The 24,369-nt window shown below is 67.7% G+C and carries 28 protein-coding genes and 1 pseudogene; 14 read left to right on the forward strand and 15 right to left on the reverse strand.

Features of this window, described 5'->3' with window-relative positions:
• Nucleotides 1-237: pseudogene (locus J7346_RS04155) on the reverse strand (VWA domain-containing protein); the annotation flags it as partial.
• Nucleotides 238-344: 107 nt separating this feature from the next.
• On the opposite strand from J7346_RS04155, the gene J7346_RS04160 reads away from it, so the two are divergent.
• Nucleotides 345-2,192, forward strand: coding sequence for a monovalent cation:proton antiporter-2 (CPA2) family protein (locus J7346_RS04160; protein WP_209118082.1), 1,848 nt, complete (start codon nucleotides 345-347; stop codon nucleotides 2,190-2,192).
• Between the two features lie 36 nt (nucleotides 2,193-2,228).
• On the opposite strand, the gene J7346_RS04165 is transcribed toward J7346_RS04160, so the two are convergent.
• Entirely contained in the window at nucleotides 2,229-2,834 is a 606-nt protein-coding gene (locus tag J7346_RS04165; RefSeq protein WP_209118084.1) for a DUF4168 domain-containing protein, read from the reverse strand.
• 311 nt (nucleotides 2,835-3,145) lie between these two features.
• Between J7346_RS04165 and dusA the strand changes: the two genes are divergently transcribed.
• Together dusA and J7346_RS04175 are read left to right on the forward strand one after the other, a co-directional pair.
• The gene (dusA, locus tag J7346_RS04170) at nucleotides 3,146-4,168 is read left to right on the forward strand and encodes a tRNA dihydrouridine(20/20a) synthase DusA (protein WP_209118086.1); all 1,023 of its coding nucleotides are present in this window, start codon (nucleotides 3,146-3,148) and stop codon (nucleotides 4,166-4,168) included.
• Nucleotides 4,168-4,989, forward strand: coding sequence for a sulfite exporter TauE/SafE family protein (locus tag J7346_RS04175; protein ID WP_209118088.1), 822 nt, complete (start codon nucleotides 4,168-4,170; stop codon nucleotides 4,987-4,989). The genes dusA and J7346_RS04175 overlap by 1 nt, the downstream gene beginning before the upstream one ends.
• Here the strand turns inward: J7346_RS04175 and J7346_RS04180 are convergent.
• Entirely contained in the window at nucleotides 4,986-5,489 is a 504-nt protein-coding gene (locus J7346_RS04180) for a TIGR02281 family clan AA aspartic protease (RefSeq protein WP_209118090.1), read from the reverse strand. The genes J7346_RS04175 and J7346_RS04180 overlap by 4 nt on opposite strands.
• Nucleotides 5,490-5,599: 110 nt before the next feature.
• Nucleotides 5,600-5,833 (reverse strand): DUF1289 domain-containing protein, encoded by a 234-nt coding sequence (locus tag J7346_RS04185; RefSeq protein ID WP_209118092.1) that lies wholly within the window; start codon nucleotides 5,831-5,833, stop codon nucleotides 5,600-5,602.
• 152 nt (nucleotides 5,834-5,985) lie between these two features.
• Between J7346_RS04185 and J7346_RS04190 the strand changes: the two genes are divergently transcribed.
• Both J7346_RS04190 and J7346_RS04195 read left to right on the forward strand, forming a co-directional pair.
• Nucleotides 5,986-6,141, forward strand: coding sequence for a hypothetical protein (locus tag J7346_RS04190; protein ID WP_209118094.1), 156 nt, complete (start codon nucleotides 5,986-5,988; stop codon nucleotides 6,139-6,141).
• A gap of 100 nt (nucleotides 6,142-6,241) precedes the next feature.
• Nucleotides 6,242-7,042, forward strand: a complete 801-nt coding sequence (locus tag J7346_RS04195; protein ID WP_209118096.1) for a crotonase/enoyl-CoA hydratase family protein — start codon at nucleotides 6,242-6,244, stop codon at nucleotides 7,040-7,042.
• A gap of 4 nt (nucleotides 7,043-7,046) precedes the next feature.
• Here the strand turns inward: J7346_RS04195 and J7346_RS04200 are convergent, their stop codons facing one another.
• The 3 genes from J7346_RS04200 to J7346_RS04210 are packed head-to-tail and all read right to left on the reverse strand — an operon-like array spanning nucleotide 7,047 to nucleotide 10,028.
• A complete protein-coding gene (locus J7346_RS04200; protein ID WP_209118098.1) occupies nucleotides 7,047-8,063 on the reverse strand; it encodes an efflux RND transporter periplasmic adaptor subunit in 1,017 nt (338 codons plus the stop codon).
• Nucleotides 8,064-8,106: 43 nt separating this feature from the next.
• Nucleotides 8,107-8,859, reverse strand: a complete 753-nt coding sequence (locus J7346_RS04205; protein ID WP_209118100.1) for an ABC transporter ATP-binding protein — start codon at nucleotides 8,857-8,859, stop codon at nucleotides 8,107-8,109.
• Complete coding sequence (locus J7346_RS04210) at nucleotides 8,856-10,028, reverse strand: ABC transporter permease (protein ID WP_209118102.1); 1,173 nt, start codon at nucleotides 10,026-10,028, stop codon at nucleotides 8,856-8,858. The genes J7346_RS04205 and J7346_RS04210 overlap by 4 nt, the downstream gene beginning before the upstream one ends.
• Nucleotides 10,029-10,224: 196 nt before the next feature.
• Between J7346_RS04210 and J7346_RS04215 the strand changes: the two genes are divergently transcribed.
• Nucleotides 10,225-12,312 (forward strand): S46 family peptidase, encoded by a 2,088-nt coding sequence (locus J7346_RS04215; RefSeq protein ID WP_209118104.1) that lies wholly within the window; start codon nucleotides 10,225-10,227, stop codon nucleotides 12,310-12,312.
• Nucleotides 12,313-12,332: 20 nt separating this feature from the next.
• On the forward strand, nucleotides 12,333-14,408 hold the full coding sequence (locus tag J7346_RS04220; RefSeq protein ID WP_209118106.1) for a S46 family peptidase: 2,076 nt from the start codon (nucleotides 12,333-12,335) through the stop codon (nucleotides 14,406-14,408).
• A 92-nt stretch (nucleotides 14,409-14,500) separates the two neighbouring features.
• On the opposite strand, the gene pgsA is transcribed toward J7346_RS04220, so the two are convergent.
• Both pgsA and J7346_RS04230 read right to left on the reverse strand, forming a co-directional pair.
• Nucleotides 14,501-15,151 carry a CDP-diacylglycerol--glycerol-3-phosphate 3-phosphatidyltransferase gene (gene pgsA, locus J7346_RS04225; protein WP_209118108.1) on the reverse strand — a complete coding sequence of 217 codons (651 nt, stop codon included), beginning with the start codon at nucleotides 15,149-15,151 and terminating at the stop codon, nucleotides 14,501-14,503.
• A 56-nt stretch (nucleotides 15,152-15,207) separates the two neighbouring features.
• Complete coding sequence (locus J7346_RS04230; protein ID WP_209118109.1) at nucleotides 15,208-15,834, reverse strand: carbonic anhydrase; 627 nt, start codon at nucleotides 15,832-15,834, stop codon at nucleotides 15,208-15,210.
• 70 nt (nucleotides 15,835-15,904) lie between these two features.
• Here J7346_RS04230 and J7346_RS04235 point away from each other — a divergent pair, with 70 nt between their 5' ends.
• Together J7346_RS04235 and J7346_RS04240 are read left to right on the forward strand one after the other, a co-directional pair.
• A complete protein-coding gene (locus J7346_RS04235; RefSeq protein WP_209118111.1) occupies nucleotides 15,905-16,144 on the forward strand; it encodes an AbrB/MazE/SpoVT family DNA-binding domain-containing protein in 240 nt (79 codons plus the stop codon).
• A 6-nt stretch (nucleotides 16,145-16,150) separates the two neighbouring features.
• A complete protein-coding gene (locus tag J7346_RS04240) occupies nucleotides 16,151-16,522 on the forward strand; it encodes a PIN domain-containing protein (RefSeq protein ID WP_209118113.1) in 372 nt (123 codons plus the stop codon).
• A 3-nt stretch (nucleotides 16,523-16,525) separates the two neighbouring features.
• Here the strand turns inward: J7346_RS04240 and uvrC are convergent, their stop codons facing one another.
• From uvrC to J7346_RS04265, 5 genes are all read right to left on the reverse strand, one after another.
• Complete coding sequence (gene uvrC / locus J7346_RS04245; RefSeq protein WP_209118115.1) at nucleotides 16,526-18,406, reverse strand: excinuclease ABC subunit UvrC; 1,881 nt, start codon at nucleotides 18,404-18,406, stop codon at nucleotides 16,526-16,528.
• 33 nt (nucleotides 18,407-18,439) lie between these two features.
• Nucleotides 18,440-18,886, reverse strand: a complete 447-nt coding sequence (locus tag J7346_RS04250; RefSeq protein WP_209118117.1) for a DMT family transporter — start codon at nucleotides 18,884-18,886, stop codon at nucleotides 18,440-18,442.
• A gap of 87 nt (nucleotides 18,887-18,973) precedes the next feature.
• On the reverse strand, nucleotides 18,974-19,417 hold the full coding sequence (locus tag J7346_RS04255) for a hypothetical protein (RefSeq protein ID WP_209118119.1): 444 nt from the start codon (nucleotides 19,415-19,417) through the stop codon (nucleotides 18,974-18,976).
• Nucleotides 19,418-19,419: 2 nt separating this feature from the next.
• Entirely contained in the window at nucleotides 19,420-20,244 is an 825-nt protein-coding gene (locus tag J7346_RS04260; RefSeq protein WP_209118121.1) for a hypothetical protein, read from the reverse strand.
• Nucleotides 20,245-20,450: 206 nt separating this feature from the next.
• Nucleotides 20,451-20,939 (reverse strand): NUDIX domain-containing protein, encoded by a 489-nt coding sequence (locus J7346_RS04265; protein ID WP_209118123.1) that lies wholly within the window; start codon nucleotides 20,937-20,939, stop codon nucleotides 20,451-20,453.
• Nucleotides 20,940-21,128: 189 nt separating this feature from the next.
• Between J7346_RS04265 and J7346_RS04270 the strand changes: the two genes are divergently transcribed.
• The 5 genes from J7346_RS04270 to J7346_RS04290 all read left to right on the forward strand — a co-directional run bounded on the left by J7346_RS04270 (nucleotide 21,129) and on the right by J7346_RS04290 (nucleotide 23,828).
• Complete coding sequence (locus J7346_RS04270; RefSeq protein WP_209118125.1) at nucleotides 21,129-21,875, forward strand: SDR family oxidoreductase; 747 nt, start codon at nucleotides 21,129-21,131, stop codon at nucleotides 21,873-21,875.
• A 3-nt stretch (nucleotides 21,876-21,878) separates the two neighbouring features.
• Nucleotides 21,879-22,247 (forward strand): dihydroneopterin aldolase, encoded by a 369-nt coding sequence (locus J7346_RS04275; RefSeq protein ID WP_209118127.1) that lies wholly within the window; start codon nucleotides 21,879-21,881, stop codon nucleotides 22,245-22,247.
• Between the two features lie 58 nt (nucleotides 22,248-22,305).
• Nucleotides 22,306-22,935 carry a hypothetical protein gene (locus J7346_RS04280; RefSeq protein WP_209118129.1) on the forward strand — a complete coding sequence of 210 codons (630 nt, stop codon included), beginning with the start codon at nucleotides 22,306-22,308 and terminating at the stop codon, nucleotides 22,933-22,935.
• Between the two features lie 118 nt (nucleotides 22,936-23,053).
• On the forward strand, nucleotides 23,054-23,476 hold the full coding sequence (locus J7346_RS04285; RefSeq protein ID WP_209118131.1) for an Hsp20 family protein: 423 nt from the start codon (nucleotides 23,054-23,056) through the stop codon (nucleotides 23,474-23,476).
• 106 nt (nucleotides 23,477-23,582) lie between these two features.
• Complete coding sequence (locus J7346_RS04290) at nucleotides 23,583-23,828, forward strand: DUF1150 family protein (RefSeq protein WP_209118592.1); 246 nt, start codon at nucleotides 23,583-23,585, stop codon at nucleotides 23,826-23,828.
• A gap of 16 nt (nucleotides 23,829-23,844) precedes the next feature.
• Here J7346_RS04290 and J7346_RS04295 read toward each other — a convergent pair whose 3' ends face one another.
• Nucleotides 23,845-24,312 (reverse strand): PTS sugar transporter subunit IIA, encoded by a 468-nt coding sequence (locus tag J7346_RS04295; protein ID WP_209118132.1) that lies wholly within the window; start codon nucleotides 24,310-24,312, stop codon nucleotides 23,845-23,847.
• Nucleotides 24,313-24,369: the final 57 nt, after the last annotated feature.

The raw sequence follows: 24,369 nt of genomic DNA on the forward strand, positions 1-24,369 counted from the left end.
GGCCGGTGGTGGTGGCGGCGGCGGCGGAGGATGAGGGGGAGGGGGCGGCGTTGGCGATCCGGCATAGTTCCGCTCGACCCGGGTGGTCAGGCCGAAGCCATAGGGCGCGCAGGCGGCGGCTGTCGGTTCGCCATCGACCACGGGATCCTGCGCGGGGACGGCCAGGGCGGGCGGGCCCGACAGTGACAGGATCAGCGACCCGCTGACGACCACGGCGGCGATACGGTTCGGCTTCATAACGACTCCCTCCCGGATTGTGGCACCCATTCAGCCGTGGGTTATGGGGCCAGATTGTGACGACGCCGTTCGCTCTGCTAGGGAGTCAGGATCAGTCAGGGGCGGGCATGGCAGACGCAGCGAGTGGATTGGATCTGGGCCATGCGGCGGCCCTGTTGGCAGCGGGCGTCATCGCCGTGCCGGTGTTTCGCAAGCTGGGGCTGGGCTCGGTGCTGGGCTATCTGGCCGCCGGTCTGGCGATCGGCCCCTTTGGCCTCGGCCTGTTTTCAGAGCCCGAAACCATCCTGCACGTCGCCGAATTCGGGGTGGTGATCTTCCTGTTCATCATCGGCCTGGAGATGCGACCTTCGCGGCTCTGGTCCCTGAGGAAGGAAATCTTCGGTCTGGGCGCGGCCCAGGTCGCGGCCTGCGGCCTGCTGCTGACCCTGACCGGGCTGGCGCTGGGGCTGTCACCCGCGGTCGCCTTTGTCGGGGCCATGGGCTTTGTGCTGAGCTCGACCGCCGTGATCATGCAGATGCTGGAGGAGCGGGGCGAGATGGCTGCGCCCTCGGGCCAGCGCGCGGTGTCGATCCTGCTGCTGGAAGACCTGGCCATTGTGCCGCTGCTGGCCGTGGTGGCGGTGCTGGCCTCGGTGACCGGCGTGAATACGGTTCAGGGGCCGCCGCTGTGGCAGACGGTCGGGCTGGCGGTCGGGGCGATCACGGCGGTGCTGGTGGCCGGGCGCTTTGTCATGAACCCGGTGTTCCGCCTGCTGGCCCGGTGGGGCGGGCGCGAGGTGATGACGGCCGCCGCCCTGCTGGTCGTGGTCGGCGCGGCCTGGGTGATGAATCTGGGCGGGCTGTCGATGGCCATGGGCGCGTTTCTCGCGGGCGTGCTGCTGTCGGAGTCGACCTTCCGCCATCAGCTGGAGGCCGACGTCGAACCCTTCCGCGCCATCCTGCTCGGTCTGTTCTTCCTGAGCGTCGGCATGGCGCTGGATATCGGGGTGGTGATCGCCGACTGGCAGCTGGTGGTTGGCGGCGTGATTGCCTTCATGGCGGTCAAGGCGGTGGCCATCTATGGCGTGGCGCGGCTGTTCCGGGCGCGCGAGCGGGAGGCGGTCGAGCGGGCCGTGCTGTTCGCGCAAGGCGGCGAGTTCGCCTTCGTCCTCTATGCGGCGGCGGGGTCGGTCGGCCTGTTCGATGTGCGGATCGGCGCCGCGCTGACCGCCATCGTCATCCTGTCCATGGTTCTGACGCCGGTGACGACCATGCTGCTGGGCCGGTTCATGCCGGCGGAGACGCTGGACCCTGAAGCAGCGGATGGGGTGGAGCGCGCCGAGAACCTGCGCGAGCGGGTGCTGATCATCGGCTTTGGCCGCTTTGCCCAGGTGGTGTCACAGCCCTTGCTGGCGCGCGATGTCGATGTGTCGATCATCGAGAATGACGTCGAGATGATCCAGGCGGCGGGCAAGTTCGGCTTCAAGGTCTATTACGGTGACGGCACCCGGCTGGACGTGCTGCGGGCGTCCGGCGTGGACAAGGCCGAGGCGGTACTGGTCTGTATCGACAAGCCGGAACAGGCCGACCGGATCGTGGAACTGATCCGCTCCGAATTTCCGCTGACGAAGCTGTTTGTGCGGGCCTATGACCGCGGCCATTCTATGCGCCTGATCCAGGCGGGCGTCGACTACCAGATCCGCGAGACTTTCGAGTCCGCCCTGGCGTTCGGCGAGCAGGTGCTGAAGGACTTGGGCGTGTCGGACGCGGAAGCCCGCGACACCATTCTGGATGTACGCCGGCGGGATGATGCGCGCCTGACCCTGCAGCTGGCCGATGGGCTGCAGGCCGGGCGGGCCCTGATGCGGGGCAATATGCCGACGCCCCAGCCGGCGCCCTACGTCACCCCGCGCCGCGAGGGGCGGCTGCTCAACGAGGAAGAGCTGGCCGCAGACGAAAAAACGGCGGCCCCGTAAGGGACCGCCGTTTTCAATCCGTCAGGATCGTCGGGCTTATTGGGCGCCCGAGGTTTCCGCCTCGCGGCGCGCGTCCGCCAGACGGACGCGGGCGCGCAGCGCCTCATCCGAGGGAACGGCGTTCGAAATGGCGTTGAAACGCTCAATGGTCAGGCCCGAGTTCGCGACAGCCTCGGCCATGGCGCTTTGCTGCTCGGCCGTCGGCGTACCGCCTTCGATGCCCGCGCTGATCTCGCGCAGCTCGACCATGGCCGCCGAGAATCCGGCCAGTTCTTCATCGGACACCTCGGCGCCGATCGAGCCGGCCGGCGAGGGCGGGGCCATGGCAACGGCGACGCGCGCCTGAAGCACCGGATCGGCGCTCACGGCGTTGGAGATTTCATTGAAGCGTTCGATGGTCAGGCCCGAGTTCTGTACCGCAGCGGCCATCTGGGCCTGTTGCTCGTCGGTGGGGGCACCCCCCTGCACCTGCGCCGTAATGGCGCTCAGCTGATCCATCGCCATACCGAATTGCTTCAGCTCCGCGTCGGTGAACGCGGGGTCCTGGGCGACGATGGCGGGTGTTTCGACGACGGGGGCAGCGTGGGCCGCGCCGGCCATGAGGGCGACGGCGGATGCAGCGGCGAAAATGGACATACGCATAAAAAAGCTCCTTCCGGGGAGGTTGGACATACTGTCTTAACGAGCGAAACCCGGATCCGGTTTCGAAAACCGGTTCACCAAAGCCCTTGAAAAACAAAGACTAGTGGTCTCAAGGAACAAGGTAGCGGCATCGGACGGGCGATGCAACTAAGGCGGGGAGGGGACCAGAACCGCGCGCGGGCGCCGTGTTTCGGGGCCCGGCGCCCCTCAGTCGTGCCGAACTGCAGGCGACCCGGCGGCGGTGACGGGGCGACAACAAGGCAGGCCCCTGCGATTCCGCAGGCCGCGCTTTTCGTGTATTCGCCCCCGCCATGACCCACCCCGCCTACAGGCTGAGCGTGGCCCCGATGATGGACTGGACGGACCGGCACTGCCGGGCGTTCCACCGGTCCCTGACCCGCCGGGCCATGCTCTATACCGAGATGGTGACCGCCGACGCGGTGATCCACGGCGACCGGTCGCGCCTGCTGGCCCATGATCCGGAGGTGGGGCCGGTGGCCCTGCAGCTGGGCGGCTCCGAACCGGCGGCCCTGGCCGAGGCGGCGCAGGCGGCCCTGCCGTTCGGCTATGACGAGATCAACCTCAATGTCGGCTGTCCGTCCGACCGGGTGCAGTCGGGACGCTTCGGCGCCTGTCTGATGCGCGAACCGCAACTGGTGGCCGACTGCATGGCCGCGATGGCCGAAGCCGTGCCCCTTCCCGTCACGGTCAAATGCCGGATCGGCGTGGACGACCAGGTGCCCGAGCAGGCGCTGTTCGCCCTGGTGGACGCCTGCGTGGCCTCCGGGGTCAGCCATTTCGTCGTGCACGCGCGCATGGCCTGGCTGAAGGGACTGTCGCCCAAGGAGAACCGGGACATCCCGCCGCTGGACTATTCACTGGTGCACCGCCTGAAGCGCGAGCGGCCCGAACTGACCGTGGTGCTGAACGGCGGCGTCCCCTCGGTCGAGGCGGCTCACGACCTGCTGGTTCCCGAGGACGGCGTGGCGCTGGACGGGGTGATGCTGGGTCGCACCGCCTATCACGAGCCGGCCGGGCTGGGCCGCGTCGACCCGCTGATCTTTGGCGAGGACGAGGGCCGTTCGGCCGAGGCGGCGCTTGAAGCCTATCGCCCCTATGTGGCCGCGCGTCTGGAAGAGGGCGTGCATCTGTCGGCCATGGCGCGACACATGCTGGGCCTGATGCACGGGCGGCCGGGCGCGCGGACCTGGCGTCGCATCCTGACGGTCGACAGCCTTGCGCCCGGCGCCGGGCTTGAGGTGCTGGACCGGGCGCTGGAAGCGGTTCATGAGGCCGAGGCCCGTGCGGCCGCCCGGCTGGAGTCCGCCGCCTAGTGGACCTGACTCCCCTCGAGATCGTCAGCCTGATCGCCGGGCTGGCCGCAGCGGGGGTGTTCGCCGGCCTGATCGCAGGTCTGTTCGGGGTCGGCGGCGGCACGGTCATCGTGCCGGTGCTGTTCTGGGCCTTTGCGCTTCTGGGTCTGGGCGGCGAGGCCAATCTGCATGTGGCCATCGGCAGTTCCCTTCTCAGCATTGTGCTGACGTCCTGGCGGTCGCTGACCGCGCACCGCAGTCATGGGGCCGTCGATGAGGAGGTGCTGAAGACCTGGACGCCCTGGGTCGGAGGGGGCGCGCTGGTCAGCGCCTTTCTGGCCGGTCTGGTGTCCATGCAGGAGCTGGCGTGGATCTATGCCGTCTTCCTCGCCCTGATCGCGGCCCAGCTGGGCCTGCTGCCAGAGCGCTTCCGGCTGGCGGCCGAGGTGCCGACCGGCTGGGCGCGGCGCATCTGGGGCAGTGCCATCGGCGGACTGTCGGCCCTGATGGGGATCGGCGGGGGCAGTTTCGGGGGCCTGATGCTGACCCTGTGCGGACGACCCATCCATCAGGCGGTGGCGACAGCCTCGGGCTTCGGCATGGCGATCGGAGCGGCGGCAACCGTCGGCTTTGTCGTGTTCGGCTGGTCGGCGGAGGGACGGCCGCCCCTGTCGCTCGGCTATGTGAATGTCCCTGCGGCCCTGCTGATCGGCGGACTGACCGCATTGGTCGCGCCTTACGGGGCGCGGCTGGCGCACCGGCTGGACCGGCGACTGCTGCGGCGGCTGTTCGCCCTCTATCTGATGGCGACCGCGCTGTCGGTGCTGGTGAAGGCCCTTTAGGGCTTGAGGACCAGACCCTCGGGCGTGGCCTCGAAGCCGGACAGACGACCGAGGAAGCTCATGCCCAGCAATGAGTGGGGCAGGTCCCCCTGAACGACCAGGGCGGCGACATCGCGCATCTCCACACCCGCCACCGTCACGCTGGACAGGGTGATCTCGGCGGCCTGGGCCATGCCCGAGGCGGTGCGGATCGCCATACTGTAGTCGAGGCTCTCGGGGTTCAGGCCCAGCACCCGGGCATCTGCCGAGCGCAAAACGATGGCGGCCGCGCCGGTGTCGACCAGCAGGGCGACCGGCTGGCCTGCGACCTGGGCGCGCGCCCAGTAGTGGCCGTCAGATCCTCTGGGAATGGGGGTGGCAGCTTCGGTGGAGCGGACCACCGGCACCGGCTGGGCCGCCTGGGCCGAACGGTCGCTGAAGGCCCCGAAACCCCAGGCCGCCAGAAGGGAGGTTCCCACCGCTGCTGCCAGAACGGCGCTTCCGGACACGCTGCCGGACATGTCGATACTCACTCGGACACCCGTCGTTACTCGCCGCTTCTGCGGCTGTCAGGAGACCGGTCTAGGGGATGGACCTTGGGATGCGGTGAATCGTCATGGCTGACGAAAGGTTAGCGCGGGACGATGTCGCGAAAGGCGGGGTCCAGCTTCGAGACGCGACCGGGCAGGTCCTTCAGGATCGCCTCGCGGGCGGCCTCGTCCATCCGGCTCCAGGTGGCGATCTCCGGCAAGGTCCGCAGGCAGCCAAGGCACAGGCCCGAGGCGCCATCGACCGTACAGACCTGAATGCAGGGCGTGCGGATCGGCCGGGGCGGGCCATCAGGCGGCGGGGCTGAATATGACATATGCCGAAAATATACTCCGCTAGCAGACGAAAAAACTTGCGTTCGTCACAAAACTGTCGTTTCATGTTTACGACGCGAAACGACTGAGAGGGTGAAAACCCCTGCGAGCACGACGTGTCTCTTTTCATCGTTCTGCGAAAGGAGACGCCACCATGAACAGGAAAGAGAAAAACCTCCAGCACGCCATGATGTCCTTTGCCCTGTGGGGCGGGCTTCTGGTGAACACGCGCAACACGAACGGCGCGGGCGACCGTGTGGTCAGCCACCCGTCGAACTTCGTGCCCTATCCGATCAAGAAGCGCGCCTGATCCGTCAGGCCCGCCCCCGGCGGCTCTCGCCGGCTTGCATCTGAAGACCCCGGACCCGAAAAGGGCCGGGGTTTTTCAATTCCGGCGCAGGGAACGGATCATGGCAGGACTGATCGAGCGGCGACGCGAGGGCGCGATCGAGGTCTGGACGCTGAACCGCCCCGAGCGGCTGAACGCCCTGCCGGACCTGGGCGACGGCGACGCCTTTGCCGAGGCTTGCGAGGCGGTCAATGCCGACCCGGCCGTGAGGGTCGTGGTGCTGACGGGGGCAGGGCGGGCCTTTTCGGCCGGCGGGGACCTCAAGGCCATGCGCGACCGGCGCGACCTGTTCGAAGGGCCGGGCACCGCTATCCGCGAACGCTATCGCCGGGTGGTCCACCGCATCGTGCGCAGTCTCTACGATCTGGAAGTGCCGCTGGTGACCGCGGTCAACGGGCCCGCCATGGGACTGGGCGGCGACATTGCCGGTCTGGGCGACATCCGCATCGCGTCCGAGGCGGCCAGCTTTGGCGCGCCCTTCCTGAAGCTGGGGATCCTGCCGGGCGACGGTGGGGCCTGGCTGCTGCCGCGCAACGTCGGCTATGCGCGGGCCGCCGAGCTGCTGTTCACGGCGCGCTCGATCGATGCGGCGACGGCGCTGGAGTGGGGGCTGGTCAACCGCGTGGTGCCCGCCGACACCGTGATGGAGGCGGCGATGGCGCTGGCCGGAGAGATCGCCGCCCAGCCGCCCCAGGCCCTGCGCATGACCAAGAGCCTGCTCCGTCAGGGACGGGACCTGACCTTCGACCAGATCCTCGAGATGACCGCCGCCATGCAGGCCCTGGCCCATATAACGGACGACCACGCCGAGGGCGTGGCCGCCGCACTGGAAAAGCGCCCCGGTACCTTCACCGGGGCATAGGGGATCAGCCCGCCTTGGTCGGCTGCTGCATGGCGCGGTTGGGGCCGACGCCGACCTGGGTGTCACGCGGGGCGCCGGCGGTCTCACCCGGCTTCATGAACTTGACCAGCACGCGCTGACCGATCAGCAGCGGGGCCTCGTCATAGGCGACGACCACCTCGACCACCCGCTCGTCAGACCGCTGCGAGGGGTCGTCCGAGGCCAGCTTGCGGGCACCGAAGACGGCGGCGCGACGCAGCACCCGACCGACATAGACCTTGGAGGGGTCGCCTTCGGGGCTGATCTCGACGGCCTGACCGATCGAGATGTTGGGGATGTCGGCCTCGACGATCTCGGCGCGGATGATGCGCGGGGCGTCGGGTTCGAGGTCGAACATGGTCGAGACGTTCAGGGTCGAGGCACCGGCGCCCGGGTTGGCATAGCGACGCACGATCCGGCCGCTCATCGGGGCGCGGATGACGGTCAGTTCAAGGTTGTACTCGGCCTCGGCCAGACGGGCCTGCACGGTGCGCACCGTGGCCTGCTGGCTGGCCAGACGGGCCTCGGCGGCGGCGACCTCGTCGCGCGCCTGATCCAGACGCTGGGCGGCGATATAGTTGCTGTCGGCCAGTTGCTGCGTGCGCGCATATTCGCGGCGGGCGGCATTCACATCGACCTGGAGGGTCGCCAGCTGGCTGCGGGCCTGGGCGACCTCGGCCTGGGCGCGCTGAACGGCCAGGCGCGGCTCGTCGTCTTCCTGACGGGCCAGGATCTGGCCGGCGGTGACGCGATCGCCTTCCTCGACATAGACGGCCTTGACCACGCCGCCGCGACGGGCCGCCACCTGGATGATGCCGCCCTCGACATCGGCCTTGCCGTTGGCGACGGCCGCATAGGGGCTTTCAGGCGCACTCGCGGCGGCCTGTTCGAGCTCGGCCTTTTTGGCCTTGTTGGCGCCCTGCATCATCATGAAGCCGACGATGACCACGACGATGACGACAAGGCCGATCCAGAGCCATTTATTCTTGAGGAAGGCGGGCATGACGGTCTTTCGGTCTCTGAGAGAAGGTTAGTGGTGGGCCCAATCAGTGGTGGGCAAGGGCGGCGTTGGGGTCGGGAATCCGACGCTCATCGGAGATGATGATGCCGTCCTCGATCTTGATGACCCGGTCGGCCCAGGCCTCGAGGCGCGGGTCGTGGGTCACGCAGATCACGGCGGCCCCGTGCTGGGTGGCGGCGCGACGCAGCAACTGGATGACCAGCTGTCCGTTCTCGCCGTCGAGGGCCGAGGTCGGTTCGTCGGCGAACAGGATCTTGGGGTTCTTGGCGAGGGCGCGGGCGATGGCGACGCGCTGCTTCTCGCCGCCCGACAGGATGGCGGGACGCTGGTTCAGGCGATGGCCCAGACCCACTTCCTCCAGGCTGATCCGCGCCTGCTTGCGCGCCTGCGACTTGGACAGGCCCTGGAACTTCAGCACGATCTCGACCTGCTGCAGGGCCGACAGGGCCGGGAACAGGTTGAACCCCTGGAAGATGAAGCCGCAGTGGTCCAGCCGGAACTTGTCGATCTTGCCCGAGGACATCTTCCACAGGTCGTCGACGTCCAGCGCATCCACCCGCCCCTCCTCAGGGCGCAGCAGACCCGACAGGGCGGCGATCAGGGTCGACTTGCCCGAACCCGACGGCCCCATGACCATGGTCAGGTCGCCGTGGCGGGCGTCGAAATCGACGTTCTTGAGCACTTCGATATAGGACTTGCCCGACTTGAACCGCTTGACCAGGCCCTTGGCCTCGATCGCGAAGTCGCCGTGCTTGCCGTGTGTCTTGGTGGCGTTCATCGCAGCAGGTCCGCGGGTTGGCTGTTCTTGAGGACGCCCATCGAGAGCAGGCCCGACAGCATGGCGATGACGACCAGTCCGCCGCCCACCACGATCAGCAGGCTGGGGGGCAGGGCGATGATGACGGCATTGGCCATGGCCAGCATCTGGACCAGCCAGGTGAGGAAGATGGCGGCCCCCACACCGACCAGGCCGACCCAGAAGCTCAGCTCCATGACAATACGGCGCAGCGATCCCATGCCGACGCCGAGGGCGCGCAGCGAGGCGAACTCCTTGATGTTGGCCATGATGGCGCCGCGCAGGGTCTGCCAGGTGATGGCCACGCCGATGATGGTGCCCAGCACCACACAGCCGCCGATGATGATGACCAGAATGCCTTCCTCGAACATGGCGCCGGCATTGGCATCGGCCAGTTCCTGACGCGTCCAGGCCTGCCATTGGCCGTTGCCGGCGGCGTTCAACTGGGCGGCGACGATGGCGGCGCGCGAGGGGTCCTTGATCTTGACCATCAGCGGGCCGACGCGCGGGCCGGTGTCGGCCTGACCCAGCATGCGCAGGGTGTCGCGGCTCATGATGATGGTCGGCTGCATCATATTGGGATAGCCGCGCGTCACGGCGATCACGGTCACGGTCTGGCCGTTATAGAGGGCCTTGTCGCCCAGCTTGACCCCGAGGGTCTTGAGCGCCGTCTCGTCGACCGCGACGGTATAGGGCTGGCGCAGGGCATCCACGAGCGCCTGCGAATAGTCGGTCGGAATGGTCACCGAGCCGGGCGCGGTATCGATGATGCGGGCCGAGACGAACTGCTGGCGTGGCGCGCCCTGACGGGCCCGGTCAGCCTGGCTGGCCGTGGGGTCCACGTCCTTGACCGACTGGAAGCTGCCGCCGGCACCGTCCAGCGGCTGAACCTCGACCACTTCGGCGTGGTTATAGACAAGCGGGATGAAGCGGCGCGGCACGCCCGACGGTCCGCTGATCAGGCTGGTGGCGCCCGGGCGCAGGACCATGATGTCGGCGTTCGAGCGCTCGATCTGGGCCGTGAAGCCCTTGCCGATGCCGATGAACACCCCGGTCATGGCCAGCACCAGCAGGCCCGACAGCGCGAGCGCCATCACGGCGGCCATATAGCGGCGCCATTCAAAAAGCAGTGTGGAAAGTGCAAGCGACATATGTGGTGCCAAACCCCTGACGTTGAGCCGGTTCTGAAGGCCATCCGTCCCGGGGCCAAGTTAAATCGGGGTAAGGGTCGATAACGCGGTCCGGCGATCACCGGGCCGTGAACGGCATGGACGACAGGCCCCCGGGCGGTTTAACTCTGCCGCCAGAACGGCCTGCCGGGCCGGACTCGATCCAGGAAGATACCCCATGAAACTCCGTTCGCTTCGCCTCGCCGCCACGGTGACCGCCTCGCTTGCCGCCCTTGGACTGGGCGCCGCCCTGACGTTCGCGCCCGGTACGCCTGTGCAGGCCGAAGAGGGGATGTGGACCTTCGACAACTTCCCGATCGACAAGGTCAACGCCCAGTACGGCACCAATATCGACCAGGCCTGGCTGGACCGGGTGCGTCTGGCCTCGGTGCGCCTGCAGGGCTGCTCGGCCTCGTTCGTGTCGGACGAGGGTCTGATCCTGACCAACCATCACTGTGTGGTGTCGTGCGTGCAGGAACTGTCGACCGCCGAGAACGACTATGTCCAGAAGGGCTGGACCACGGCCAACCGCGAGGAAGAAAAGACCTGCCCCGGCCAGACCGCCGATGTGCTGATGGAGATCGTCGATGTGACCGACCGGGTGCTGGCGGCCGGCGCGGGCCTCAGCGGTCAGGCCTTCAGCCAGGCGCGCACCGCCGAGATCCAGGCCATCCAGCGCGAGGCCTGCGCCGGGGACGAGAAGCTGAACTGCCAGGTCATCAGCTTCTATCGCGGGGGCCAGTACGCCCTCTACAAATTCCGCCGCTATGACGATGTGCGTCTGGTGTTCGCGCCCGAGTTCCAGGCGGCCTTCTTCGGTGGCGACCCGGACAACTTCAACTTCCCCCGCTATGCGCTGGATGCCGGATTCCTGCGCGCCTATGAGGACGGCAAGCCGGCCGTCACGCCCAATCACCTGACCTGGAATCCGAACGCGCCCAGGGAAGGCGAGGTGACCTTCGTTTCGGGCAACCCCGGCTCGACCCAGCGCCTGCTCACTGTGGCCCAGCTGGAGCGCCTGCGTGACCAGCAGCTGCCGCTGCAACTGATCCAGGGGTCGGAACTGCGCGGCCGTCTGCTGAACTATTCGATGACCGACGAGGAGGCCAAGCGGGTCTCGGTCGACACCATCTTCGGCCTCGAAAACAGCTTCAAGGTCTGGTTCGGCCAGCAGCAGGCCCTGCTGGACCCGGCCTTCATGGCCACCAAGCGCGAGGAAGAGGCCGAGTTGCGCGCCGCCGTGGCGGCCGACCCGGCGCTGGCCCAGAGCATCGGTGACCCGTGGGCCGAGCTGGAGGCCGTCAACGTCGCGGCCCGCGACCTGTTTCTGCCCTACTATCAGCTGGAAGCCCGCGCCGGCGGGGGCTCGACCCTCTATGCCATCGGTCGCGCCATCGCTCGGGCCGGTATCGCTCGCACCGCCCCCGGCAGCACCATCAGCGAGGCCCAGCTGGCCGGCTTTGCCGACCGGGTCGGCGCTGAAATGCCGATCTATGAAGGCATCGAGGAGATCCAGCTGACCTTCTGGCTGTCCAAGACGCGCGAGTATCTGACGGTCGACAGCCCGGCGGTGAAGGCGCTGCTGGGCAAGGAAAGCCCCGAGGCGCTGGCCGAGCGGCTGATCGCCAACACCCGCCTGACCGACCCGGAGTTCCGTCGTCAGGCCGTGATGATGACGCCTGAGGAACTGGCCGCCGCCGATCCGCTGCTGGCCTTGATCATCGCCAATAACGACATGGCCCAGGCAGCGGCCGCGGCCTGGGAAGAGCAGGTGACCGTGCCGACCGCCCAGGCGGCCGAGCGCATCGCCCAGGCCCGTTTCGCCGTCTATGGCACCAACCAGTATCCCGACGCGACCTTCTCGCTGCGCCTCAGCTACGGCCAGGTGAAGGGCTGGAGCTATCGCGGTGTGGACATCCCGCCCTTCACCTATATGGGCGGACTGTTCGACCGGGCGACCGGTTCCGAGCCGTTCAATGCGGCCCCGCGCTTCCTCGCGGCCCGCGACCGGATCGACCCGAACACCGTCTATGACTTCGTCTCGACCAACGACATCATCGGCGGCAACTCGGGCTCGCCCGTGATCAACGCCCGGGGCGAGGTGATCGGCGCCGCCTTCGATGGCAACATCCACTCGCTGGGTGGGTCGTTCGGCTATGACGGAAATCTCAACCGGACGGTGACGGTCTCGACCGCCGCCATCACCGAGGCCCTCCGGGTCGTCTACAACCAGCCTGCGCTGCTGCGCGAGCTGGGCGTCAGCTGATCCGGACCGGAGACCTCCTCATGCGTCACCTTGCGCTCGCCGCGTCTGCGGCTGTTCTGGCTCTCGCCGCCCTTCCCTCGTCCGCCCAGGCGGGCGAGGGGATGTGGACCTTCGACAACTTCCCCATCGCCCGGGTAAATGCCGCCCTCGGCACGGCCATCGACCAGGCCTGGCTGGACCGCGTGCAGCGCAGTTCGGTCAAGTTCGGCGGGTGCTCGGCCGGCGTGGTGTCGGGTGAGGGGCTGGTCTTGACCAACAACCACTGCGTGGCCAGCTGCGTCGCCCAGCTGTCGACGCCGGCCATCAACTATGCCGAGACCGGCTTTACCCCTGCCACGCGCGAGGACGAGCTGCGCTGCCCCGGCGCCTCGGCCGAAATCCTGATGGACATCACGGACGTGACCGAGCGCATGCATGCGGCCGGACGCGGCCTGACCGGTCAGGCCTTCAACCGGGCCCGCGACGCCGAGGCCGCGGCTATCGAGGCCGAATATTGCGCCGACCAGCCGAAGCGCCGCTGCCAGGTGGTGTCGCTGTACCGGGGCGGCCAGTTCAAGCTGTACAGCTATCGCCGCTACACCGATGTGCGGCTGGCGTTCGCGCCGGAGGATCGCGCCGCGACCTTCGGCGGTGACCTCGACAACTTCAACTTCCCGCGCTTCGCCATCGATGCGGCCTTCATCCGCCTGTACGAGGACGGCAAGCCGGTCGAGACGCCGACCCACTTCACCTGGAACCCGAACCGTCCGACGGCCGGCGAGCCGGTGTTCGTCTCGGGCAGCCCGGGTTCGACCCAGCGCCTGCTGACCATGGACCAGCTGCTGACCGTGCGCGACGTCATGCTGCCGCTGGACCAGCTGATCATGTCCGAACTGCGCGGGCGGATGATCCGCTTCGGGGCCGAGAGCGACGAGAACGCCTTCATCGTCATGGATCCGCTGGTCGGCCTCGAGAACAGCTACAAGCGCGGCATCGGCCGGATGAAGGCGCTGATCGACGCCGATTTCATGGCCGCCAAGGCCGAGCAGGAAGCCGACTTCCGCGCGCGCTCGACCGACTGGCTGGCGGCCCACACGGCGGCCGGGGGCGCCGACCCTTGGGCGACCCTGTCGGCGGTGCAGGAGGACGTGCGTCGCCTCTATCCGGCCTACACCCTCGTGGTCGCCCGCTCGGGCGGCGGCTCGACCCTCTACGGCTGGGCCGAGGCGCTGGTGCGCGCGGCGCAGGAGCGCGAGAAGCCGTCGGCCGAGCGGCTGCCCGAATATGGCGACGGGCGTCTGGCCGGTCTGGAATCCCGCCTGCTGGCCGACCGGCCTGTCTATGCCGACCTCGAACAGGTGCGGATGGAATGGTGGCTGTCCAAGACGCGCGAGTGGCTGACCGTCGATGATCCCCGCGTGCGCGAGCTGCTGGGCCGCGAGTCGCCCGAAGGTCTGTCCGAGCGTCTGATCTCGGGCACCACCCTGGCCGATCCGGCGGTGCGCAAGGGCCTGTGGGAAGGCGGTCTGCCGGCCATCATGGCCTCGGACGATCCGCTGATCCGCTATGTGCTGTCGATCCAGGGCGTCACCCGCGCTGTCCGCGCCGAGTGGGAGGACTCCGTCGAGGCCCCGACCGCCCAGGCGTCCGAGGATCTGGCCGCCGCCCGCTTCGCCGCCTATGGCGACAGCGTCTATCCCGATGCGACCGGCACCCTGCGTCTGACCTGGGGTCGAATCGAGGGCTGGACCTATCAGGGCACGACGGTCGAGCCCTTCACCACCTTCGGCGGACTGTGGGACCGGGCGACCGGCGCCCCGCCGTTCGATGTGGCGCCCAAGCTGCTGGCCGCGCGCGACCGGATCGACCCAACGACCGTGCTGGACATGTCGGTCTCGACCGACACCATCGGCGGTTCATCGGGCTCGCCCGCCATCAATGCTCGGGGCGAGATCATCGGGGCGAATTTCGACTCGACCGTGCTGACCCAGCGCAACGCCTACGGCTATGACCCCAAGGTCAACCGCAGCGTGATCGTCACGACCGGCGCCATCACCGTGGCCCTGCGGGACGTCTATGGCATGGACGGCCTGTTGGCCGAGCTGGGGGTCGAATAGGGCAGTAGGGAATAGGCAGTAGGCAGTAGGCAGTAGGCAGTAGGCAGTAGGCAGTAGGCAGTAGGGGTGTCCTACCGCCAGCTGCCCACGCCCTAAAGGTGCGCCATCTTCTGCCGGGCCTTGGAGAAATATTGCCAGCCGGTCCAGAGGGTAACCAGGGCCGCGATCCACAGCAGCACATAGGCGCAAACCTGGAAGGCCGGCAGCCATTCGAACGGCAATCCGAAGCCTTCCCAAAGGGGGGCAAGGGCAAGCTGCAGGGCGGCGAGCGCGACCATCTGAAGAGCCGTCTTCCACTTGGCTAGCAGGGTGACGGGCAGTTTGACCTTCCCGGCGACGGTCTCGCGCAAGGCCGATACGGCGAATTCGCGGAACAGGATCAGGCCACAGGGGATGGCCGCCTGGGGCACCGACCCCCACGCAAGCACGCCGAGGATGGCGCCGGTGATCAGCACCTTGTCGGCAATCGGATCAAGGATAGCGCCCCAACGCGTGGTGGCCTGCCAGCGCCGGGCGAGGAAGCCATCCACCCAGTCCGTCGACGCGGCCACGATAAAGATGACGAAAGCCGTCCGCGCGAAACGGAACTGATCACTCGGGCTGAGGAAGTCAGCGGGGAGGAACGGCAACCCCTGCGGAGCCGCCCCGGCCAGGATCAGGAACATCACCACCCCGGCCGCCAGGCGGATGCCCGTCAGGATGTTGGGGATGGGGTTGGCGTGATGAGGGGCGGTATCAGGCATGGTCGTCTCCGGTCCTTGACCGGGTGTGCCATGCTTCGCGGGCGCTGGCGAGCGGTCTAGACGGGGTGGAATTCCCCGTCCGGACCCAGAACGCGCAGGGCGCCGTCGGCGATCCCGAAATGCAGACCCGTCAGGGTCAGCTCACCCGCCGCCTCGCGCTCGGCAATCCACGGGAAGGTGCGCAGATTCTCCAGCGACAGCTTGACGATCGCCTCCTCGCTGACCTGCACCTCATTGTGGTCGTGGCCACAGCTCTGGAGGGCGCGCTTCACGGTGGGCCGGCCCTGGTCGACCCAGGCCTCGACAAAGTCCAGACCGGCGGCGCCGCTTTCCGAGCGCATGGCCTGCACCCCGCCGCACAGGGCGTGACCCATGACCACGATGCGCGAGACCTTGAGCGCCTTGACCCCGAACTCCAGCGCCGAGGACACGCCGTGCAGGCCGCCGTCGGGCTGGTAGGGCGGCACCAGATTGGCGACGTTGCGCACCACGAACAGATCGCCCGGGGCCGCGTCGAAGATCAGGGCCGGGTCGGCCCGGCTGTCCGAGCAGGCCAGGAACAGGGTGTGCGGCGTCTGGCCCACGGAGGCCAGCCGTTCATAGGCTTGCCGGGCCTCGGGCCACTGGTGTGCGCGAAAACGGCGATAGCCCTGAATCAGCGGATCGGTCGAAAGATCGGTCATGGGAAGGTTCTAGCCGTTTGGGCCGCGTTCGAAAACGGTGTATATGCGTATATACATAGAGGAGCGACCCATGGGCGTGGTCAGCAAGATATTCAGAAGCGGCAACAGCGACGCTGTGCGCCTGCCCAAGGAAATCACCTTCGGCCCGGGGGTCGAGGTCGAGATCGAACGCAAGGGCGACGTGGTCACCATGCGGCCCAGGCGCCCCTCTATGGAGGAGATGCTCGACAAGCTGGACGCCTTGCCCAAACCCACCACAGTCCAGAAGCGGCCGGGGTTCATCGCACCCCTTCGGAAGGGTCTTATCTAGGTGCTGATGCTGGATACCAGCGTCGCTATTGCCCTCCGGGATGGTGACGCATCGGTGATCCGCCAGCTCCGTGCGGCAGCGAGCCCGGCCTGTTTTTCGGTCGTGACCCTGGTGGAACTCGAAGCCGGGCTTTTCGGACGGGATGCAGATTTGAGGAGGGAGCGTTTGGCGACGCTTCTCGAAACGATTCCCGTGATCGAGTTCACGGAGGCTGAAGCGGTCGCCTATGGACGCATTTTGACCGACACGGGCTTCTCCCGTCGCAAGGTTCTGGACCGGATGATCGCCGCCCAGGCCATCGTCGCGGGTGCAACCCTGGCCACGCTCAACCCCGTCGACTTCCGCGACATCCCCGGCCTCTCCCTGCTGGAGTGGTAGGCGTCAGCTTTTCTGGAAGAAGGCGTGGATGCGTTCGGCGGTGGCCTGGCTGATGCCGTCAACCTTGACCAGGTCGACCACGGCGGCGCGCGAGACGCCCTTGGCCGAGCCGAAGGCGTGCAGCAGGGCCTTCTTCCGACCCGGGCCGATACCCTCGATCTGGTCCAGCGGGTTCTTCTTGATGTCCATCGACCGGCGCGTCGCATGGGCCCCGTTGGCAAAGCGGTGGGCCTCGTCCCGTAGCCTCTGCAGATAGTAGAGGGCGGGTGACTTCTGCGGCAGCATGAAGGGCGGCTTGCCGGGCATGAAGAAGCGCTCGCGCCCGGCATCGCGGTCGGGGCCCTTGGCCACGCCGACCACGGCCACATCGTCGATTTCCAGTTCTTCCATCACGCGCACGGCCTCGGCCAGCTGGCCCGCGCCGCCGTCGATCAGGATCAGGTCGGGCCGCTCGGGGGCCTGACCGGCCTCCTCGTCCTTGACCAGACGGGCAAAGCGTCGGCCCAGCACCTCGCGCATCATGCCGTAGTCGTCGCCGGGGCTCAGTTCTTCGCTGCGGATGTTGAACTTGCGGTACTGGTTTTTCCGGTAGCCCTCAGGGCCGGCCACGATCATGCCGCCGACCGCGTTCGAGCCCGAGATGTGGGCATTGTCATAGACCTCGATGCGCTCGGGCCGGGCCTCGAGGCCAAAGGCCTCGGTGACCTCGTCCAGGATCTTGCCCTGGGCCGAGGTCTCGGCCAGTCGCCGGCCCAGCGCCTCGCGCGCATTGGTGGTCGCGTGCTCGACCAGGGTCAGCTTGTCGCCGCGCTTGGGGATGGCGATCTCGACCCTGTGCCCCACCTTGAGGCTGAAGGCCTCCTGCAGCAGTTCCAGCTCCAGCGGGCGCTGATTGGTCAGGATCAGGCGCGGGACCGGCTTGTCCTCATAGAATTGGGCGAGGAAGGCCGACAGGATTTCGGTGTCGCTGTCGCTGGCGTCGATGCGCGGGAAATAGGCCCGCCCGCCCCAGTTCTGGCCCGCGCGATAGAAGAACACCTGCACACAGGCCTGCCCCGCGTCGGTGTGCAGGGCGAATACATCGGCCTCGGACACGCCGCCGGCCAGCCGCGAATATTCCATCGAGATGGCCGAGAGCGCCCGGATGCGGTCGCGCAGCCGGGCCGCCCGCTCATAGTCCATGGCCTCGGACGCCGCCTGCATGTCACGCGACAGCCGCCCGACCACGGCATCCGACTTGCCGTTCAGAAAGGCCGCCGCCTCGCCCACCAGCCGGTTGTAGTCTTCCAGAGAGATCAGGCCGGTGCACGGCGCCGAACAGCGCTTGATCTGGTGCAGCATGCAGGGCCGGGTGCGCCCCTCATAGACGCTGTCCGAGCAGGATCGCAGCAGGAAGGCCTTCTGCAATGTGGTCAGGGTGCGGTTCACCGCCCAGGTCGAGGCGAAGGGCCCGTAATAGTCACCCTTGATGGTGCGTCCGCCCCGGTGCTTGCGGATCTGGGGCGCCGGGTGGTCGCGCCGGATCATCAGCTGGGAGAAGCTCTTGTCGTCGCGCAGCAGCACATTGTAGCGCGGCTTCAGCGACTTGATGTAGGTCGCCTCCAGCAGCAGGGCCTCGGTCTCCGAGGCTGTCAGCACCAGCTCCATCGACCGGGTCTGGTTGACCATCAGGGCCGTGCGCTGGCTGTGCACCCGCCCCTGCGCATATTGCAGGACGCGCTTCTTCAGCGACTTGGCCTTGCCGACGTAGAGGCACGACCCGTCCTCGCCATACATGCGATAGACGCCCGGCTTGTCGGGCGCGCGCCGGGCCTCGTCGCGGATCAGGTCCGCACCGATCAGCGGCGGCTTTTCCGTCGAGGAATCAGGGGGCAGGGCGGTCATCCGCCCCAATATAGGGTTAGCCCCCGTTCTTGCTTAGCCCCTGCGGACCAGAACCACGCCGCCGATCACCATCAGGATACCGGCCACCCGCATCAGGTTCATCGGCTGCTTCGGCACGCCGAGCGCGCCGAAATGATCCAGCACCAGGCTGATGATCAGCTGGCCGGCCACCATCAGGGTGATGGTCACCGCCACCCCCAGCCGCGGCACGGCCCAGGCGGCCGCGACCACGAACACCGAGCCGTACAGCCCGCCGATCCACACCCACCAGGGCAGGGCCCGCGTCGCCACCATGTCCGGCCGCGTCTGCAGCACCATGGCCACCAGGCCCAGCGCCATGGTGCCGACGGCAAACGAGATGAAGGCCGCATTGACCGGCGAGGCCACGGCCTCGGCCAGCCGCGCATTGGTCGGGGCCTGAAGGGCAGTAGCCCCTCCCGCCAGAACGACGGCCAGCATGGCAAGCAGTGCAGGATTCATCCGCGCTGGCTAGCACCGGCGGGGGCGAATGGGAACGGTGAGGACAAGCGGAAGGCCTCCCGGCGCGGCCACAGCCGCACGGAACTATCAGTAGAAGCTATTCGCCACTTCCTGCTCGGTTCGCGGTTCGGGCCGGCGCACATCGGTGACGGTGAGGTCCGCACCGACCTCGAACGAACCTTGAGTCCAGATTAGTTCTCCCGAACGGGCATCGGCGAACAGCAAGTGCACAGCCAGGCCGTCCTCACCAAACCTGCACATCACAAAGGTGCGTGCGACGTAGCGCCCCCGATCCCCCGTGTTCAGCGCGAAGACGTCCGGTGTCACCCAGCGTCCATGCGTCCCGTAGCTCACCCAGATGTCTCCGGTGCTGTCCTTGATCGCTACGCTGACAGGGGTGTCACCACAGGTGCCTGTTGTGGCGACCACCTGCTCAGTGGCGCCCCGGTCACGCCCGCTCGTGGGCACAATGGGATCCTGAAGGGTAATCGCCATAAGCAATCCCAAACCGAGATTTGCGACCAGAGCCATAGCTAGCCGCCGCAAGCCGTAGCATCGACCCCACGCGCGCCTTCACGATCCCCTTCGTCGAACTCCGTCAGTTTTCCCGTTTCGTTGTCGAGGACGTACGTCATTAGGTTTGTATCGACGGTGTACCGGTCGTTTGCGTTCGCGGTCATGGTTTCGTATGCGCCTGCGTCATCTCCACTCATACGGCCCTGATCGGGACCATTCCGATCATAGGGGTGTGAGTGCAACCACCCGACAATATGCGCGCCGTTCGGCAAAAAGCTCGACGAGCCATAGGGAAAGCCAACACTGTCATCGTGCTGTTGGGTGATGATTTCTGTAGAATATATTTGTCCATCGAGAATATATATTAGGGCTCCCCACTCCCAACTGCTTTCCCTGTCCGCGATCTCAGCAGCAATGCGTCTGGCTTCATCGCGGAGGTCTCCCAAGTCCACGCCATCGGGAGTGGGGCCATCTGCGGCCCCTCCACAATCCGGATCAACTGGTTCTCCGCCATCGCCGCTGCCACCCGTCCCGCTACCCGTGCCGGGGTCGGGCCCTTCGCCACCCGGAGAGCCGCCGGTCTCCCACCAGTCATCGTAGGGGTCGTCATAGTCAGGGTCGCCAACAACGATGATGTCACCGAGGTCTGTCGACCCGCCATCGTCACCGCTCCCCGGGTCACCGGCACCGAACTGGGGCATATAGGTGTCCTTGGCGGCACCGGCCTTGAAGGCGGCGATCCAGTCCAGCGCCCGGGGGGCAGGGGACTGGGCACCGGGCGCCGCCGGCAGCGTCAGGGCATCTTCAATCTCAAGCCGGGTGGGGGCCTGAAGCTCACTCACAGGACAGACAGGCCGAGGTCATTCCCCGAGGGCGGTGCGGCGAAAGCATCATGATGCGCCGGCTCATATCCCGCGTCGAATATCCAATCCTGCATGTCCACTGCCCCTATGCTGCCCGAAGTAGAGCATCGGGACACCGGGCCTGCAAGCTGAACGGGTATGGGCTACCCCCCTGACTTCAAGGGTTGTCCGCCCCCGGACCGTCCTCACCACCGCAGATCGGCCGGCACCCTGTCCAGATACTCCGTCAGGCGGGCGCGGGTGCCGCGGCTGAGGTTGGCGGGCAGGGCGTCGGGGGCGAACCAGCCGGTCTCGGCGATCTCGCCGTGCTGGCTGGCGGGGCCGGTGGTGAAGTCGCGGACCAGATAGACGGCGACGTGATCACCCCGGAAATGGGCCTCGTTCGAATGGATCGACAGCAGGGTGGCCGGGCCGGTCAGGACCAGTCCGGTCTCCTCACGCATCTCGCGGGCGAGGGCCTCGTGCAGGCTCTCGCCACGGTCGACCCCGCCGCCGGGCAGCCACCAGTCGGGCAGATAGGTGTGCCGCAGCAACAGGATGCGCCCGTCACCGTCGACCGCCAGACCGCGCACCCCCAGCGTCATGCCGCGCGTCATCCGGGCCAGCATCTGGAAGGCCGGGCGGGTGAAGGGCTCGATGCGTTCGCGCCAGCTGCGGGGCGGGGAGGAGGTCATGCGGCTTGATGGCCCGCCCCGCGCCCCTTGAACAGAGGCCGGGCGCGCTTTAAGGCCGGAGCCAGCTTTCCGACAGGAGATTTCCCATGACCGCTCTGGCGATCATCTTCGGCTTCATCATCGTTCTGGGCGCGCTCAACGTCTTCGAGTTCGGCCGGATTGACTGAGACCCGCGCGGGTCTGTCTGACATGACTGGCGCGGTTCTGGTCACCGGCGGGGCCAAACGGATCGGTCGCGCCATCGTGCTGGCGCTGGCCGGCGCCGGCCACGACGTCGCCATCCATTGCCGGACGTCCAAGGATGCGGCCGAGGCGCTGGCGGACGAGGTTCGCGCCATGGGCCGCCGCGCCGCCGTGGTCGTCGCCGACCTGTCAAAGGAAGATCAGGTCCGCCGGCTGGTGCCCGAGGCGAGCGCCGCGCTGGGCCCGCTGACGGGTCTGGTCAACAATGCCTCGGCGTTTCAGGACGATCGCGTGGGTGCGCTGTCGCGCGATCTGTGGGACCTGCATCTGGAAACCAATCTGCGCGCCCCCGTCGTGCTGGCCGAGGCGCTGGCCGGTCAGGTGCCGGACGGCGGCGGCTGGATCGTCAACCTGCTGGACCAGCGGGTGAAGAAGCCCGATCCGCGGTTCTTCTCCTATGCCCTGTCGCGCGCCGGCCTGTGGTGGGCGACGCGCACGCTGGCCCAGGCGCTGGCCCCGCGCGTGCGGGCCAACGGCGTGGGCCCCGGGCCGACGCTCGCCTCGGTTCACCAGAGCGAGGCCGACTTCCGGGCCGAGGTCGAGGGCACGCCCCTGCAACGCGCCAACCGCCCGGAAGAGATCGCCGACGCTGTGCTGTGGCTGGCGCGGGCGCCCGGCGTGACCGGCCAGATGATTGCCGTCGACTCGGGCCAGCATCTGGCCTGGCGCACCCCCGATATCGAAGAGGACTGATCCATGGCTGAGGGCCTGCGCCACGACGGTCTGACCGTCTTCGTGCGCGATCTGAGGGTCGAGGCGGGCATTGGTGTGCACGCCCATGAACAGGGTCGCCTGCAGACCCTGGTGCTGGATGTGGCGCTGGAGCTGGCACCCGGCCCGGTCGAGGCGCTGGCCGATACGCTGAACTATGAGGTCGTGGCCCGGCTGGCCCGCGAACTGGCGGCCGAGGGCCATGTCGGCCTGGTCGAGACCTTCGCCCAGCGTCTGGGCACACGCCTGATGGATGATCCGCTGGTCCGGGCGCTTAGCGTGCGCGTGGGCAAGCCGGGCTGTCTGGCCGATGCGGCCGAGGCGGGCTGCGAGATACGGCTGTCGCGCGGCTGACAGTGGTTGCGCCGGGGGCCGCGCCCCGGCATTGTCGCCGCGAACCATGAGGAGCCCGATGGCCGAACCCGGCGATCCCGACCTGTTCAAGGACAAGCCCGCCCCCCGGCCCGAGGCCGACCCGGATGCCGAGGTCGGATTCTGCTCGCCCGAATCGCTGGCGGCCCATCCGCGCACCCCGGAGCCCGAGCCTGAGGTCGAGCCTGAGCCTGCCACGGCGTCTGAGCCTGCGCCTGAACCCGAGCCCGAGCCGGACCCCGTCCACGATCCGATGAACGCCCCGCTGGTCGCGCCGCTGGCGGCCCCGACCCATAGCGCCCCGCCGCCGCGTCGCGAGCCGGTCGAGGCCGAGGTTGAGCCCGAGGGCATGATGGGCCTCTACACCGTCTATGCGCTGATCCTGTTCGCCATCCCGACCTTTGGCGTCTCGGCCGTGATCGGTCTGCTGGCGGTGATGGTGCGCGATGTGCCGACCCAGGCGCTGGCGGCCAGTCACCACATCTTCCAGGTGCGCACCCTGTGGACCGCGGCGGTGGTGGCGGTGCTGGGCGTGATCCTGATCGTGGTCAATGCCGGCGTGTTCGTGCTGTTCCTGCTGGTCGCCTGGGTGCTGGTGCGTGGGGCCTGGGGCAGCTGGAAGCTCAAGTCCCGCCAGCCGATCGACAATCCGCGCACCTGGGTGATCTGATCGCCGCACGTGTCCGCCGGCGTGCGGTCTTGAAAGGGATGCGCCGCCCTCCCAGATAGGAGCCTGCGGGCCTGCCGATGTCGGGGGTCCCTGTTCCGGTCGCTTCCAGGAGGGCCACATGACCACGCGTACCGTTCTGTTCGACAGCCCCTTCCTGCTGGGCTTCGACCATACGCGCAGCTTGATCGACCGGGCCGCGCGCGCGGCCTCCGAGGCCTATCCGCCCTACAATGTGGAGCAGCGCGGCGAGTTCTCCGTGCGCATCACCCTGGCCGTGGCCGGTTTCTCGCCCGACGACCTGACCATCACCCTGGAAGGCCGACAGCTGACAATTTCCGGCAAGCGCGAAGGCGGGGGCCAGAGCGCCGACAACGCCTATCTGCACCGGGGCATTGCCGCCCGGGGCTTCCTCAGGACCTTCGTGCTCGCCGACGGGCTGGAGGTGGATGAGGCCTCTCTGGAGCACGGCCTTCTCCACGTCGATCTGCGCCGCCCGGAACAGGTCGCCGAGACCCGCCGCATTCCCATCACGACCCGCTGATAGTCGTCAATCTCCGGACCGTCCGGAGCCACCCGCCCGGGTCAGACGTTGACCCGGTAATCCCTGCTGTTCAGGAGCCAAACGACCCGTGATCATTTCGACCGACATGACGGAACAGGCCTTTGCCGATCTGGGCGCGCCGGATCTCGTCTATGTGCGCGAGGTTGCGGCGGCCGAGGTGATGGCAGAGGTGGCTGCGTCCGACGCCGACCAGACCATCCAGATCGATCCGCGCAGCACCCTCTATGCGGTGCACAGCGCTGACGGCGAACGTCTAGCCGTACTGGCCGACCGCGAGAGCGCCTTTGCGGCCGCCGTCGCCCACGAGCTCGAGCCCGTCTCGGTTCACTAAAGGACGATTGTCGCCCTCAGGCGGCGGTCGACTCGATCTGCCGCACCAGCAAGGCCTGAATGGCGTCGACGCTGTCGGCCTGACGCAGGCGCTGGCGCAGTTCCGGCGAGCGCAGGGCCCGCGAGGCAGCCGCCAGCGCGCGCAGGTGTCCGGCTCCATCGCTCGAGGGCGCGAACAGGCCCAGCAGAAGGTCCACGGGCCGGTCATCGACCGCGTCAAAGGCGACCGGGGTCTCCAGCCGCACCAGAACGGCAAACAGCTGGTCGATATCGTGCAGGCGCGCATGCGGCACGGCCACGCCCGAGCCCAGCCCGGTCGAGCCCAGCGCCTCGCGCTCCATCAGCGCGTCCATCAGGACCGATGAATCGTCGTGGCCCAGCACATGGGCCGCCGCCTCTGCCACGGCGTGCAGGGCCTGGCGTTTGGACGAGACGCTTCCGCGCAGGACTATGCCGTCCCGGCGGACCAGATCTCCGATTTCCATTCTTGTCCCCGAACTACGCAACTGAGGGTGGGAGGGTCTCTGCCCTCTGCACCCGAC

The organism is Brevundimonas sp. A19_0, from assembly GCF_017744255.1.
Classification (GTDB): Bacteria; Pseudomonadota; Alphaproteobacteria; order Caulobacterales; family Caulobacteraceae; genus Brevundimonas.